Consider the following 12,814-nt stretch of genomic DNA (forward strand, 5'->3'; position numbering starts at 1 on the left):
GCGCTGTGCGGACGGAGGCGGGGCGTTCTCGGCGAGCGGGTCAGGCGGCGACGGCTGCCTGACGGTCGGCGACGGCCGTGCGGACGGCCGCGAACAGCGGGTGCGCGGCATCCAGTCCCGTGACCCGCTCCGTGAACGTCTCGGCGTCGAGGGCCGCGAGCATCTGCTGCAGCTCGATCGCCTGCTCGTCGCCGGCGTCGTCGAACCACAGCGCCGCGGCGATCGCCGACACGAGCGCCGAGGCGCCGAGGCCGTGCTCGAGCGCCTCTGCGGCGGGCCCGACGAAGCGCTCGTGGCGTGAGAGCTTCCGCAGCGGCTGCCGGCCGACGCGGTGCACGGTGTCGGGCAGCGCCGGGTTCCGGAACCGGGCGAGGATGGTCGCGCGGTAGGCGGCGAGCTCCTCGGCGGGGAAGCCGTGCTTCGCCGCGAGCAGCGCCGACGTCTCCTCGAGCGCGGCCTCGACGGACGCCGCGACCGAGGCGTCGGCGAGGGCGTCGGCGATCTTCTCGATCCCCGCGCGGGCGCCGTGGTACGCGGTCGCCGCGTGCCCCGTGTTCACCGTGAAGAGCTTGCGCTCGATGTACGGCGCGAGATCGTCGACGAAGTGCGCGCCGGGGACGCTCGGCAGCTCTCCCTCGAACGGCGTCCGCTCGATCGCCCACTCGAAGAACGGCTCGACCGTGACGTCGATCCCGCCGTCCTCCGGCTGACCGGGGACGATGCGGTCGACGGCCGTGTTCGCGAACACGGCGCGGCCGACGAGCGCGTCCCAGCTCGTGCCCGCGAGCTCCTGGATCTCCGCGCGCAGCTGATCGGTCGCGCCGATCGCGTTCTCGCACGCCATGATCTGCAGCGGCGGCGCATCGGGCTCCCGCAGGGCGAGGCCCGAGAGGATGTGCGGCGCGATGAAGCGCAGCACGGTCGGCCCGACGGCGGTCGTCACGACGTTCGCCGTCGCGACCTCGTCCGCAACGGCCTGCGGGTCCTCCGCGCTGTTCACGGCTCGGAAGCCCGAGACCACGTGGTCGACCCCGCCTTCCCCGACCTCGCGCACCGTGTACTCGTCGGCGTCGTTCAGCGCGTCGACGAGGGGAGCGGCGACGTCCGAGAAGACGACCTCGTACCCGCCCTCGTGCAGCAGGAGCCCGACGAAGCCGCGCCCGATGTTGCCGGCGCCGAAGTGGACGGCCTTCATGCCTGCTCCTCGTTGACGGTCTGGAAGAGCGAGAAGAGCTCCTCGGGCGTCGAGGCCGCCTTCAGCCTCGCGACCTGGTCGTCGTCGGAGAAGAGCGCCGCCACGTTCGACAGGATCGTCAGATGGGCGTCGCCCTGCCCGGCGATCCCGACGACGAACGTCACCGCGTCGCCGTCCCAGTCGACGCCGCCGTCGTAGCGGACGACCGAGAGCGCCGAGCCGCGGATGGCGTCCTTCGCCTCGTTCGTGCCGTGGGGGATGGCCAGCTCGTTGCCCATGTACGTCGACACGGTCTGCTCGCGGGCGAGCATGGCGTCGAAGTACGCGCCCGTCACCGCGCCGGCGCTCTCGAGGATGTCGGCGGCCTCCTTGACCGCCTCCTCGCGTGTCGCGGACCCGGCGTGGATGCGCACGTTCCCGACGGTGAGCACGCCGTCGTCGGACGAGCCGGCGGGCTCCTCGGAAGGAGCGGCGGCCGGGGCGTCCTCGGCGGGGGAGGACTGCTCGAGGAGCAGCTGCACGACCTCGTCGTACCGCGGCGAGTTCATGAAGTTGTCGACCGACACGTGCACCGCGTCGCCCTCCCTCTGCTTCGCGCGGTCGGTGAGCTGCGCCTGCGTGATGACGAGGTCGGCCGACCCGTCGAGCGCCGCGATCGCCTTGTTGGTGACCGTCACGCCCTGGATGCCCGCCTGCTTGATCTTGTTGCGCAGCACGCTCGCGCCCATGGCGGACGATCCCATGCCGGCGTCGCATGCGAAGACGACCTTCTCGATCGGACGGGTGGCGACCGCCGTGGTGCCGGCGAGGCCGCCGAGCACGCTCGACTTCCGGCCCTTGTTCGCCTCGGTCTGCGCGACCGCGGCCGAGAAGCCGTCCGTGCCCGCCGCCTCGGCGGCGAGGTCGCGCTTGCGGCTGGCGAGCAGCAGCAGCGCGCACACCGTGAAGCTCACCGCCGCCGAGAGGAGGACGGAGAGGATCACGCCGATGTGGCTTCCCGGCGCGGTCTGGATGAGCACCGCGAAGATCGAGCCGGGGGAGGCCGGCGCCACGAGGCCCGACTGGAAGATCATGTTCGTGAGCACGCCCGTCGCGCCGCCGGCGATGAGGCCGACGATGAGGATGGGCTTCGCGAGCACGTAGGGGAAGTACACCTCGTGGATGCCGCCGAGGAACTGGATGACCAGCGCGCCGGGCGCCGTGGCCCTCGCGGCGCCGACGCCGAAGAGGAGCAGCGCGAGCAGCATGCCGGCGCCGGGGCCGGGGTTCGCCTCCACGAGGAAGAGCAGGCTTCGGCCGGTCTCGGTCGCCTGCTCACTCCCGATCGGGGTGAAGACGCCGTGGTTGATGGCGTTGTTGAGGAAGAGTACCTTCGCCGGCTCGACGATGATGCTCGCGAGCGGGAGGAGGCCCGTCTCGACGAGCCAGCCCACGACCGCGCCGAGGATGTCGGTGACCCAGCGCATGACGGGTGCCAGCCAGAAGAACGCCGCCAGGGCGGTGAAGAAGGCCACGAAGCCCGCCGAGAAGTTGTCGACGAGCATCTCGAAGCCGGCTTTGATCCTTCCTTGCCACGGCTTCTCGACGACCTTCAGGATGTACGCGGCGAGGGGACCCGCGATCATCGCGCCGAGGAACATGACGGTGCCCGAGGCGCCGACGATGACGCCGAACGCCGCGACGGCGCCGACGACGCCTCCTCGGTGCTCGTAGACCATGCGTCCGCCCGTGAATGCGATCAGCAGCGGCAGGAGATAGGTGATGATGGGCGAGACGAGGCCCAGCCACTCCTGTCCGTCAGGAGTGATCCCTCCGCCGAGGATGCGGGAGTCGGCCCACTGCCAGGCGACGATCGGCCCGTCCTGCCCGAGCCAGCCGGTGTCGATGAAGAGCGCCGTCAGGAGCCCCCAGGCGATGAAGGCGGAGATGTTGGGCATGATCATGCCAGAGAGGAACGTGCCGAACTTCTGCACGCCCACGCGGAGGGTGCCGGGCGACTTCGTCCCGGCTGCTGCGTCGGTCATGGTGATGACTCTTTCTGCTGTGAAGGAGCGGTGGGATCAGGCGGATGCCGCGGCCTGGGCCGCGGCCCGGGCGGATGCGGCGTCGCTGGCCGCGACGGCCGCCTCGGCGATGCGCCGGGCATCGTCGAGGGTGTGCTTCTTGAGCTCGGCGCGCACGTCGACGAGAGCGGGCGGCGACATCGAGAGCGTCGTCGCGCCGAGCCCGACGAGCACGACCGCCAGCAGCGGATCGGCGGCGGCCTGACCGCAGATGCCGACGGGCTTGCCCCGGCGGGTCCCCGCGCGTCCGATCTCCGCGATGAGGCGGAGCACGGCCGGGTGCCACGGGTCCTGGTACGACGAGACGGAGCCGAGCATGCGATCGGCGGCCATCGTGTACTGCACGAGGTCGTTCGTCCCGACGGAGCCGAAGTCGGTGACCTCGAACACGGCGTCGGCGAGCAGCGCCACGGACGGCACCTCGATCATGACGCCCGCCGTCTTGATGCCGTGCTCGCGCGCGATGCGCGTGAAGTAGTCGGCCTCCTCGACCGTCGCGACCATCGGCGCCATGACCCACAGGTCCGCGTCGGTCGCGGCCTCCGCGTTCGCGAGCGCCGTCAGCTGGTCGCGCAGCACCTCCTCGTGGTGACGCAGCGCGCGCAGACCCCGGCGGCCGAGCGCCGGGTTCTCCTCGCCCGCGTCGGTGAGGAACTTCAGGGGCTTGTCGGCGCCCGCGTCGAGGGCGCGCACGACGACCTTCTTCCCCGGGAACGCCTCGAGCAGCCTCGTGTACGACGCGGTCTGCGACTCCACCGTGGGCGCCTCCTCCGAGCTGAGGAAGAGGAACTCCGTGCGGAACAGGCCCACGCCCTCCGCTCCGAGCGCCACGGCCTCCGCGGCGCCGTCGGGATTGCCGAGGTTGGCGAGGAGCGGCACCGGCGTGCCGTCGGCGAGCGCACCCGGCGTGACGGGGGCGGAGGCCGCGGCCTCACGGGCGGCGGCGCGCTCCGCCGCCTCGGCGAGCTGCTCGTCCGACGGGTCGACCGTGACGACTCCCGACGCCGCGTCGACGATGACCGTCGCGCCGTCGACGAGCTCGTCCGTCTCGCCCGTTCCCACGACCGCGACGATGCCCTTGTCGCCGGCGAGGATCGCCGTGTGCGACGTCGGGCCGCCCTCGGTCGTGACGACCGCGAGCACCTTGTCGAGGTCCAGGAGCACGGTGTCGGCGGGGGCGAGGTCGGGCGCGACGAGCACGAACGGATGCCCCGGGTCGGGGACGCCGGGTGCCGAGACGCCGCGCAGATGCGCGATGACGCGCTGCGCGACGTCCGCGAGGTCGGCCGCGCGCTCGCCCAGGTAGCCGCCCATGGCCTGCAGCGTCTCGGCGAACTCGGCGAAGGCCGCGTGCACGGCCCACTCTCCCGTGCTGCCGGCGTCGATGCGGGCGTGGACGCCCTCTTCCAGCGTGGGGTCCTCGGCCATCATGGCCTGCGCCTCGAGCACGTCGCGAGCGGCGCCGCCGGCGCGCTCGCCGCGTGCGTTGAGCTCCGCGGCGACGGCGGCGACCGCCTCGGCCACGGCGGCCTTCTCGTCATCGGGGGTCTTCGTGCTCTTCTCGTCGCGCGGGGGCTCGAGCCGCGCCGCCATGCGCGCGATCGGGCCGTGCGCGACGCCCTGTCCGATGCCGACGCCGCGGAGCTCGCTCATCAGGATCACGCGGCGTCCGTGTCGGTCTCGAGCTGCGTCACGAGAGCGTCGAGCACGCCCTCCGCGCCGTCTCCTTCGACCGAGAGCGTGACCTCGTCGCCGGAGTTGGCCCCGAGCGAGATGACGCCGAGGATGCTCGCGGCGTTGACCGGCTTGCCGTCGCCCTTGGCGATCGTGACCGGGAGACCCGAGTTCTTCGCGGCCTCGGCGAAGAGCTTGGCGGGGCGTGCGTGCAGGCCGTGCGACGACGCGATCTTCACGGTACGGGTGACAGCGGGCATGGGGACTCCTTGTGGATCATTCGGATGCGGGCGCACCCGGGGTGGGGACGGCGCGCACGAGCGCGAGCACGCGCGTGCCGTCCGTGTCGGTGAAGACGTCGTCCGGCAACGGCACGACGGCGACGCCGCGCGGCGTCGCCGCAGCGCGGATCGCGTCGAGCGATGTCGTGAGGTGCGGCCCCACGAGCACGATGTCCGCCGAGTCGAGATCGATCGGCAGCGAGAGCTGCGTGCCCGCGAAGGCCGTGTAGGCGAGGCCGGCGGCACCGGCGGCACGGTTGACGCGATGCGCCACGAACGTGCTCGATGCACCCGCACCGCACACCACCAAGATCCTCATCGACCGACGCCTCCTGGTTACTCATCCTTCCGACCTCGGCGAGCGCTCACAACCACTCTTTCTTCCGCCCGGGCGGAAAGCGGCTGGGAACCCGGCGATCGCAGCCGTGATTGACTGTCGTGAGCGCGTGCGGAGGAGGTGCGGATGTCGCGTCAGCGCCAGGATCGTCTCGTCGCGGTCCTCCTCCGCGACGGCGGATGGATGACGGCGGCCGCCCTGTCGGACCTCTTGGGCGTCACGACGCGCAGCATCCGCTCGTACGTCACCGCGGTCAACGCGCGCCTCCCCGATCGCCCGGTCATCGCCTCGGGGCCCGCAGGCTATCGCGTCCATCCGACCGGAGCCGCGCTCCTGAAGGAGAGCGGCGAGCCGCAGACGGCGTCGCCGCGCGATCGGCTGCACCGTCTCATCCACGCCCTCATCGACGCGGACGACGGGGTCGACGTGCACGAGACGGCCGACGCGCTCCACGTCAGCGATGCGACCCTCGAGTCCGACCTCGCGCGCGTGCGCGCGCTCGTGCGCGAGGGGGGCGAGCTCGCCCTCGAGCGTCATGGGCCGCGCGTCGCGCTCGCCGGATCGGAGCTCGCGCGCCGGCGCCTGCTCAGCTCGCTCGCGCACGACGAGATGGAGGACGGCTCCTTCGACGTCGAGGTGCTGCGCCGGGTCGCGGGGTCGACGTCGGTCTCGGGCGACGCCTTCGGCCGCTTCAAGGCCGACCTCGCGGCGGAGCTCGGCGGTCTCGGGTACTTCGTCAACGAGTTCGCCGCCGCGGACGTCACGCTGCACGTGTCGATCGCGGTCGACAGGGCGCGGCAGGGTCGGGCGTTGGAGACCGTGCACGACGAGCCGTCCGCCGAGCAGGAGCGGTTCGCCGAGGTCGTCGGCCGTCTGGCGGAGAGCGATCTCGGCGTCGCCCTGGGCCGGGGCGATCGCATGCACCTGGCCTCCCTCCTCCTCACCCGCGTCGTCGTGCCCGGCGCGGGCACGCTCGGCACGAGCCGCGTCGATCCCGTGATCGACGCGGCCGTGCGCGCCGCCGTCACACGGGTCTCGCACGCGTACCTCGTGGCGCTCGAGCGCGAGGAGTTCGTCGAGCGGCTGTCGCTGCACGTGCAGAACCTCGCGCACCGGGCTCGGGAGCAGGCATGGTCGCGCAATCCGCTCACGCGCTCCCTCAAGGCGACGTATCCGATGATCTTCGAGGTCGCCGTGTCGATCGCGGGGGAGCTGTCCGAGCGGCTGGGCATGTCGATCCGCGACGACGAGATCGCCTACATCGCCATGCACGTCGGCGGCGAGCTCGAACGCGGCAGACGGGAGGAGACCCGCCTCACGGCGACCATCGTCTGCCCGGGCTACTACGAGCTGCACGAGCTGCTGCGCTCGAGCATCACGCGATCGCTGGGACAGGCCGTGGAGGTGACGGAGGTGGTCACCCGCATCGACCCCGACTGGAAGGCGATCGCCACCGACCTCGTGCTCACCACGATCGAGCCGCCCACGCCCTCCGACCGCATCGTGCGCATCCGCCCCTTCCTCACGGACGGCGACGTCGAACGCGTCACCCAGGAGGCCGCGCGCATCCGCCGCGCGAGGCGCCTCTCGCGACTGCGGGCCGAGCTCGAGCGCTACTTCGACGCCGGCGCGTTCGCGCGCGGGCTGGACGGCGCGGACGGCGAGGAGGGCGTCATCCGCCGGCTCGGCGGGATGCTCGTCGAGCGCGGCGTGATCGACGACGCGTACGTCGAGGGCGCGATCGAGCGGGAGCGGATGTCGTCGACGGCGTTCACCGACGCGCTCGCCGTCCCGCATGCGCTGCGGATGACGGCCACGCGCACCGCGATCGCGATCGGCATCGCCGATTCGCCGGTGCCGTGGGGCGACTCCCGCGTGCAGGTCGTCGCGCTGGCGGCCTTCAGCGAGAGCGACCGCGAGGCGTTCCAGACCGTGTTCGAGCAGTTCGTGGAGGTGTTCGGGGAGCGCGAGAACGCGCAGCGCATCATCCGCCGGGGCACAGACTTCGCCGGCTTCCTCGACGAGCTCGTCGCCATCATCGGCAGCTGAACCGACGCGCCCCGCCGCCCGGCGGGATTACGCCGTGTTTCTCCATGAGAAGCCCGTGTTAAGCGCGATTCGACTCGCGGCGAGCACGACCGGCATCGTTGCGACGACCCGCACCGCCCGGCCCGCTCGCATGGAGGTCCCCGTATGCCCGCCTCGCCCCTCGTCGACGCCGCCCCCCGCATCGACGCGCTCGTCGACGCGCTCGCCGGCTCGCATCCCGAGATCGAGGTGCGCCGTCCCGGCGCCGAGACGGCCGCGTACGCGCTCGACGCGGGCACCCGCCGCGAGATCGTCGGCGCCGGTCCGGCCGTCGCCTTCCCGGCCGATGCGCAGCAGGTGCAGCGGGTCGTCCGCGCGGCCGCGGCGGCGGGCGTCGCCGTCGTCCCCCGCGGCGCGGGCTCGGGGCTGTCGGGCGGCGCGCGTGCCGACGCGGCCCAGCTGGTGCTCTCGACCGAGCGCCTCACGCGCGTCATCGAGGTCTCGCCCGGCGACGAGGTCGCCGTCGTGGAGCCGGGCGTCGTCAACGCGGACCTCAACGCCGTGCTCGCGCCTCACGGCCTCTTCTACGCTCCGGATCCGGCGAGCTACGCGATCTCCTCGATCGGCGGCAACATCGCCACGAACGCCGGCGGCCTGCGCTGCGCGAAGTACGGCGTGACGCGCGAGTCCGTCCTCGCGCTCGACGTCGTGCTCGCCGACGGCAGTCTCGTGTCGGTCGGGCACCGATCCATCAAGGGCGTCACGGGGTACGACCTCGTCTCGCTCCTCGTGGGCTCGGAGGGGACGCTGGGCATCGTCGTGGCGGCGACCGTGCGCGTGCGCCCGCTCCCCGTCGCGCGGCGCACCGTCACCGCGTTCTTCCCGAGCACCGCGGAGGGCGCGGAGGCTCTCGGCGCCATCACGCGCACGCGCGTGCGGCCGTCCGTGGTCGAGTTCCTCGACGAGCCCAGTCTCGACTCCATCGACCGTCACAGCGGGACGAGCCTGCGCGCGCGGGGGGCCTCGCTCGTCCTCGTCGAGCTCGACGGCTTCGGGATCGACGAGCAGACCGCGGAGCTCTCGGAGGCGCTGATCGCCGCGGGAGGCGCGGTGCGGACGGAGAGCGACGCCGACGGCGCCGTCCTCTGGGAGCTGCGCCGCAGCGGTCGCGGGATCGACGAGGGGGAGTGGTTCCTCGGCGGAGACGTCGCGGTGCCGAAGTCGCGCCTGCCGGAGGTCTACGCCGCGTTCGCCGGGATCGCGCGCCGGCACGACGTGCGCATCGCCGCCGTCGCCCATGCCGGCGACGGGAACCTCCATCCCTCCGTGACGCGGACGATCCCCGAGGGCGGCGACCCCGCCCACCCCGACCCCGCGCTGCACGAGGCCCTCGAGGACATCGCCCGTCTCGCGCTCTCCCTCGGCGGCACGGTCACCGGGGAGCACGGCATCGGCAGCGTCAAGCGCGAGCTGGCCGCCCTCGAGCTGTCCGATCGGGTGATCGACGCGCACCGCGCGGTGAAGGACGCCCTGGACCCCCAGGGTCTGCTCAACCCCGGCAAGGCCTACTGAACCGTTCCCGCACCACCCCCCACCCCGGAGGAGACCTCACATGACTCACCGACGCACCCGCCGCGCACTCGCCGCAGCCCTCGGCATCGCGGCGAGCATCGCCCTCGTCGCCGGCTGCGCCGGCCAGGCCGACGAGGCGTCGTCGGCCTCGGGCGAGGACTCGAGGGAGGGCGGTGACATCGTCTTCCTCATCAACTCGCTCGGGACGAGCTGGGTGCCCAACGAGAGCTCGGTGTCGAGCTACGAGGGAAACATCTGGGGCCAGATCACCGACAAGCTCGTCTACGTCGACGAAGAGGGCGCCGTCAGCCCCTGGGTCGCCGAGAGCTGGGAGCAGAACGACGATGCGACCGAGTTCACGTTGCATCTGAAGGAGGGCGTCACCTTCTCCGACGGCACGGCCCTCGACGCCGAGGCGGTCGTGGCGAACCTCGACTACTGGGCGTTCGGCGACGAGGAGAAGGGGATCATCCCGATCGGGCTGTTCCCCAAGACGTACGTCGGCGCCGAAGCCGTCGACGACACCACGGTGAAGGTGTCGTTCGACGCCTCCACGCTCGGGTTCATCCCCACGCTCGGCTACCACGGCTCGATCCTCGTCTCGCCGGAGACGCTCGCGCTGTCCAAGGAGGAGCAGGCCGATCTGTCGAACTTCTCCGGCTCGGGGCCCTTCGTCGTCGAGTCGTGGGCGGACGGCGACAACGTCGTGCTGAGCAAGCGCGACGACTACGCGTGGGGGCCCGAGGCGCTCGGGCGGACCGATGCCGCCTATCTCGACTCGATCACCTACAAGCTCGTGTCGGAGGCGAGCACGCGCATCGGTGCGCTGACCTCTGGACAGGCGCAGGTCATCTACAACATCCAGCCGAGCGAGCTCGACGGCCTCGCCGACCAGGGCTACACGATCGGCATCCCGCGGTACCTCGGGTTCACCAACGGGTACCGGGTGAACGTCAACGCCGAGCCGTTCGACGACGCACTCGTGCGGCAGTCGTTCCAGCACGCGATCGACCGCCAGGAGATCCTCGACACCGTCTACACGGAGGACTGGCAGGCCGCCGAGGGCATCGTCCAGAGCAACGTCCCGGAGGCGTCCGATCACTCGGACGAGTTCGCCTACGACGCGGAGCAGGCCGCCGAGCTGCTCGACGAGGCCGGCTGGGAGCTCGGACCGGACGGCGTACGCACGAAGGACGGCGAGACGCTCTCGGTCACGCTCTACCCGAACCCGTACCTGACGACGTCGAGCGCGATCGACGAGCTCGTGTCGCAGCAGCTCGCCGCGCTCGGCTGGGACGTCTCCGTCCAGGAGTACGACGTCTCCACGTACGCCGAGAAGGTCTCGAACGACGAGAACACCCCGCTGTACGAGACGACCCGCTCGTTCATCGACGTCGGCACCGTCGCGAGCATCCTGACCAGCGCGAACAACGGAGAGGACTGGTTCGGGCTCGGCGAGAGCGACGAGACGCTGAACGACCTGCGCGACCGCATCGCCCAGGCCACGGACACCGACCTCCGCGCCGAGGCGGTCGACGAGCTGCAGACATACGTGCTCGAGCAGGGCCTGTTCATCCCGGTCACCCAGATCGTGCAGCGCATCTACGTGCAGAGCCCCGATCTGCAGGGCGTCACGTACAACGGCGTCGCCTACGCGAACTACTACACGGCCTACCTCGAAGACTGACGCGCTCCGTGCCCGGCGGCAGGCCGCCGGGCACGGAGGCGGAACGGACGACATGAACCCGACGTACCCGATATACGCCCTACGGCGCCTGGCGCAGGCCGTCGTCGTCGTCCTTCTCGCCTACGTGTTCACGTTCGTCGTGATCAGCGTGCTGCCGGGAGACCCCGTCTCCAGCACGCTCCGCAATCCCGAGAACGGCTTCACGGAGGAGCAGATCGCGCAGATCGTGGCCTACTACGGTCTCGACCGGCCCGTCTACGTGCAGCTGTGGGAGTCGCTCAGCAGGTTCGTCGTCGGCGACTTCGGCATCTCGCTGCGCTCGAGCCTTCCCGTGTCAGGGACGATCGCCGATGCGCTGCCATCGACCCTTGCGCTCGCCGGCACCGCGCTCGTCGTCGCGATCGTGCTCGCCTTCGCCGTCGCGTACGGCACGCAGCGGGTCCCGGTCCGCTACGGGCAGGGACTGCTGCGCTCCTTCCCCGCGCTCTTCCTGTCGGTCCCGAACTTCGTCATCGGCCTGCTCCTGCTGAACGTCTTCGCGTTCCAGCTCGGCCTGTTCTCGGTGATCGACCCCAACAGCGGGTGGGCGACCTTCTTCGCCGCCGTGGCACTGGGCATCCCCGTCTCGGCCCAGATCGCCGAGGTGCTCATCACAGGTCTCGACCACGAGGCGGAGCAGGAGTACGCCTCCGTCGCGCGCTCGCGGGGGCTCGGGCGGACGAGGCTGTTCTTCGCCCACCTGCTCAAGCCCTCCTCGCTGCCCGTCGTCACGGTCGTCGCCCTCACCGTCGGAGAGCTGCTGGGCGGTGCGCTCATCACCGAGGCGGTGTTCGGCCGGGCCGGTGTCGGCAGCGTCGTCCAGAGCGCGGTGGCCTCGCAGGACCTCCCCGTCCTGCAGGCCGTCGTCTCGCTCGCCGCAGCCGTCTTCGTCGTCGTCAACCTCATCGCCGACCTCGTCTATCCGCTGCTCGACCCCCGCGTGAGCATCGTGCCCTCGTCCCCGCACGTCGCACGTCGCCGACGCCGCACCGCGGACGGGCCCCCGCAGGCATCCGGCCCCCTCGCGAAGGAGCAGGTGAGCGCGTCATGACCGCCACGATCGCCGCACTGCCCGACGGCCTCCCCGCGGCCGGCCCTCGCGCGCGGCGCCGTTTCGAGCTGAGCCGGATCCGCGGCCTCCCGCCCACCGTCGCCCTGTCGCTTCTCGTCCTGCTGGTCGTCGTCGCCTGGTCCTTCGCGCCGGCGCTCTTCACCTCCTACGACCCCGTCAACGGCGACACCTCGGAGAAGTTCCTCGCTCCCGGCGGCGCGCACTGGCTCGGCACGGACCACCTCGGACGCGACGTCTTCGCCCGCATCGTGTACGGAACCTCCTCCTCGGTCACCAGCGCGCTCGTCGCCGTGACGATCGGCGTCGTCGTCGGCGGCCTGATCGGGCTGCTCGCGGGCTTCCTCGGCGGCTGGGTCGACGTCGTGCTGGCCCGCATCGTCGACGTGCTCCTGGCGATACCCGGCTTCCTCCTCGCCGTCGTGATCGTCAGCTCCCTCGGCTTCCAGACCATCAACGCCGCGATCGCCACGGGGGTGTCGGCCGTCGCCGTCTTCGCGAGGGTGATGCGCGCGGAGGTGCTCAAGGTCCGCCGCGCGGTGTTCGTGGAGGCCTCCGCCCTGCAGGGCGGATCCTCGTGGCACATCCTCGCCCGGCACGTCCTGCCGAACGCGTCGCGGTCGGTGCTGGCCCTGGGCGTGCTCCAGTTCGGCACGTCGATCCTCGTCATCGCGGGCCTGGCCTTCCTCGGCTACGGAGATCCGCCTCCCGCCTCGGACTGGGGACTCCTCGTCGCCTCGGGCAAGGACTATCTGGTCTCCAGCCCGTGGCTCGTCTACGCCCCGGCGCTCGTGATCGTCGCGACGGTGCTGTCGGTGAACCGCGTCAGCCGCTGGCTGAGGAAGACGGGCTGAACGGTCATGCACGCC

Annotated in this window: 10 protein-coding genes; 5 read left to right on the forward strand and 5 right to left on the reverse strand. The window is 71.7% G+C overall.

The annotated features are described in order from the left end of the window. Positions 1-40 precede the first annotated feature (40 nt). The 5 genes from N8K70_RS05530 to N8K70_RS05550 are packed head-to-tail and all read right to left on the reverse strand — an operon-like array spanning position 41 to position 5,532. Positions 41-1,195 (reverse strand): mannitol-1-phosphate 5-dehydrogenase, encoded by a 1,155-nt coding sequence (locus N8K70_RS05530; RefSeq protein ID WP_317140605.1) that lies wholly within the window; start codon positions 1,193-1,195, stop codon positions 41-43. Further along, positions 1,192-3,219 (reverse strand): PTS mannitol transporter subunit IICBA, encoded by a 2,028-nt coding sequence (locus tag N8K70_RS05535; protein WP_317140606.1) that lies wholly within the window; start codon positions 3,217-3,219, stop codon positions 1,192-1,194. Before N8K70_RS05535 ends, N8K70_RS05530 begins: the two co-directional genes overlap by 4 nt. Before the next feature lie 36 nt (positions 3,220-3,255). Next, the gene (gene ptsP / locus N8K70_RS05540) at positions 3,256-4,911 is read right to left on the reverse strand and encodes a phosphoenolpyruvate--protein phosphotransferase (RefSeq protein ID WP_317140607.1); all 1,656 of its coding nucleotides are present in this window, start codon (positions 4,909-4,911) and stop codon (positions 3,256-3,258) included. A 5-nt stretch (positions 4,912-4,916) separates the two neighbouring features. After that, a complete protein-coding gene (locus N8K70_RS05545; RefSeq protein ID WP_317140608.1) occupies positions 4,917-5,192 on the reverse strand; it encodes an HPr family phosphocarrier protein in 276 nt (91 codons plus the stop codon). A gap of 16 nt (positions 5,193-5,208) precedes the next feature. Beyond that, positions 5,209-5,532, reverse strand: coding sequence for a PTS sugar transporter subunit IIB (locus tag N8K70_RS05550; protein ID WP_317140609.1), 324 nt, complete (start codon positions 5,530-5,532; stop codon positions 5,209-5,211). A gap of 144 nt (positions 5,533-5,676) precedes the next feature. Between N8K70_RS05550 and N8K70_RS05555 the strand changes: the two genes are divergently transcribed. The 5 genes from N8K70_RS05555 (at position 5,677) to N8K70_RS05575 (ending at position 12,799) form a co-directional block, all read left to right on the forward strand. Beyond that, a complete protein-coding gene (locus tag N8K70_RS05555; protein WP_317140610.1) occupies positions 5,677-7,599 on the forward strand; it encodes a BglG family transcription antiterminator in 1,923 nt (640 codons plus the stop codon). Positions 7,600-7,743: 144 nt separating this feature from the next. After that, entirely contained in the window at positions 7,744-9,150 is a 1,407-nt protein-coding gene (locus tag N8K70_RS05560; protein WP_317140611.1) for an FAD-binding oxidoreductase, read from the forward strand. Between the two features lie 40 nt (positions 9,151-9,190). Then, positions 9,191-10,837 carry an ABC transporter substrate-binding protein gene (locus tag N8K70_RS05565; protein WP_317140612.1) on the forward strand — a complete coding sequence of 549 codons (1,647 nt, stop codon included), beginning with the start codon at positions 9,191-9,193 and terminating at the stop codon, positions 10,835-10,837. A gap of 52 nt (positions 10,838-10,889) precedes the next feature. Continuing rightward, entirely contained in the window at positions 10,890-11,927 is a 1,038-nt protein-coding gene (locus N8K70_RS05570) for an ABC transporter permease (protein WP_317140613.1), read from the forward strand. After that, a complete protein-coding gene (locus tag N8K70_RS05575) occupies positions 11,924-12,799 on the forward strand; it encodes an ABC transporter permease (protein ID WP_317140614.1) in 876 nt (291 codons plus the stop codon). The genes N8K70_RS05570 and N8K70_RS05575 overlap by 4 nt, the downstream gene beginning before the upstream one ends. The last annotated feature ends 15 nt before the right edge of the window (positions 12,800-12,814 follow it).

Origin of the sequence: Microbacterium sp. AB, from assembly GCF_032878875.1 — a bacterium.
GTDB lineage: Bacteria > Actinomycetota > Actinomycetes > Actinomycetales > Microbacteriaceae > Microbacterium > Microbacterium betulae.

Coding starts and splice junctions, on each gene's coding strand:
- ptsP (WP_317140607.1), bottom strand. CDS start 4,911: ATGAGCGAGCTCCGCGGCGTCGGCATCGGACAGGGCGTCGCGCACGGC.
- N8K70_RS05535 (WP_317140606.1), bottom strand. CDS start 3,219: ATGACCGACGCAGCAGCCGGGACGAAGTCGCCCGGCACCCTCCGCGTG.
- N8K70_RS05560 (WP_317140611.1), top strand. CDS start 7,744: ATGCCCGCCTCGCCCCTCGTCGACGCCGCCCCCCGCATCGACGCGCTC.
- N8K70_RS05575 (WP_317140614.1), top strand. CDS start 11,924: ATGACCGCCACGATCGCCGCACTGCCCGACGGCCTCCCCGCGGCCGGC.
- N8K70_RS05530 (WP_317140605.1), bottom strand. CDS start 1,195: ATGAAGGCCGTCCACTTCGGCGCCGGCAACATCGGGCGCGGCTTCGTC.
- N8K70_RS05545 (WP_317140608.1), bottom strand. CDS start 5,192: ATGCCCGCTGTCACCCGTACCGTGAAGATCGCGTCGTCGCACGGCCTG.
- N8K70_RS05550 (WP_317140609.1), bottom strand. CDS start 5,532: ATGAGGATCTTGGTGGTGTGCGGTGCGGGTGCATCGAGCACGTTCGTG.
- N8K70_RS05555 (WP_317140610.1), top strand. CDS start 5,677: ATGTCGCGTCAGCGCCAGGATCGTCTCGTCGCGGTCCTCCTCCGCGAC.
- N8K70_RS05565 (WP_317140612.1), top strand. CDS start 9,191: ATGACTCACCGACGCACCCGCCGCGCACTCGCCGCAGCCCTCGGCATC.
- N8K70_RS05570 (WP_317140613.1), top strand. CDS start 10,890: ATGAACCCGACGTACCCGATATACGCCCTACGGCGCCTGGCGCAGGCC.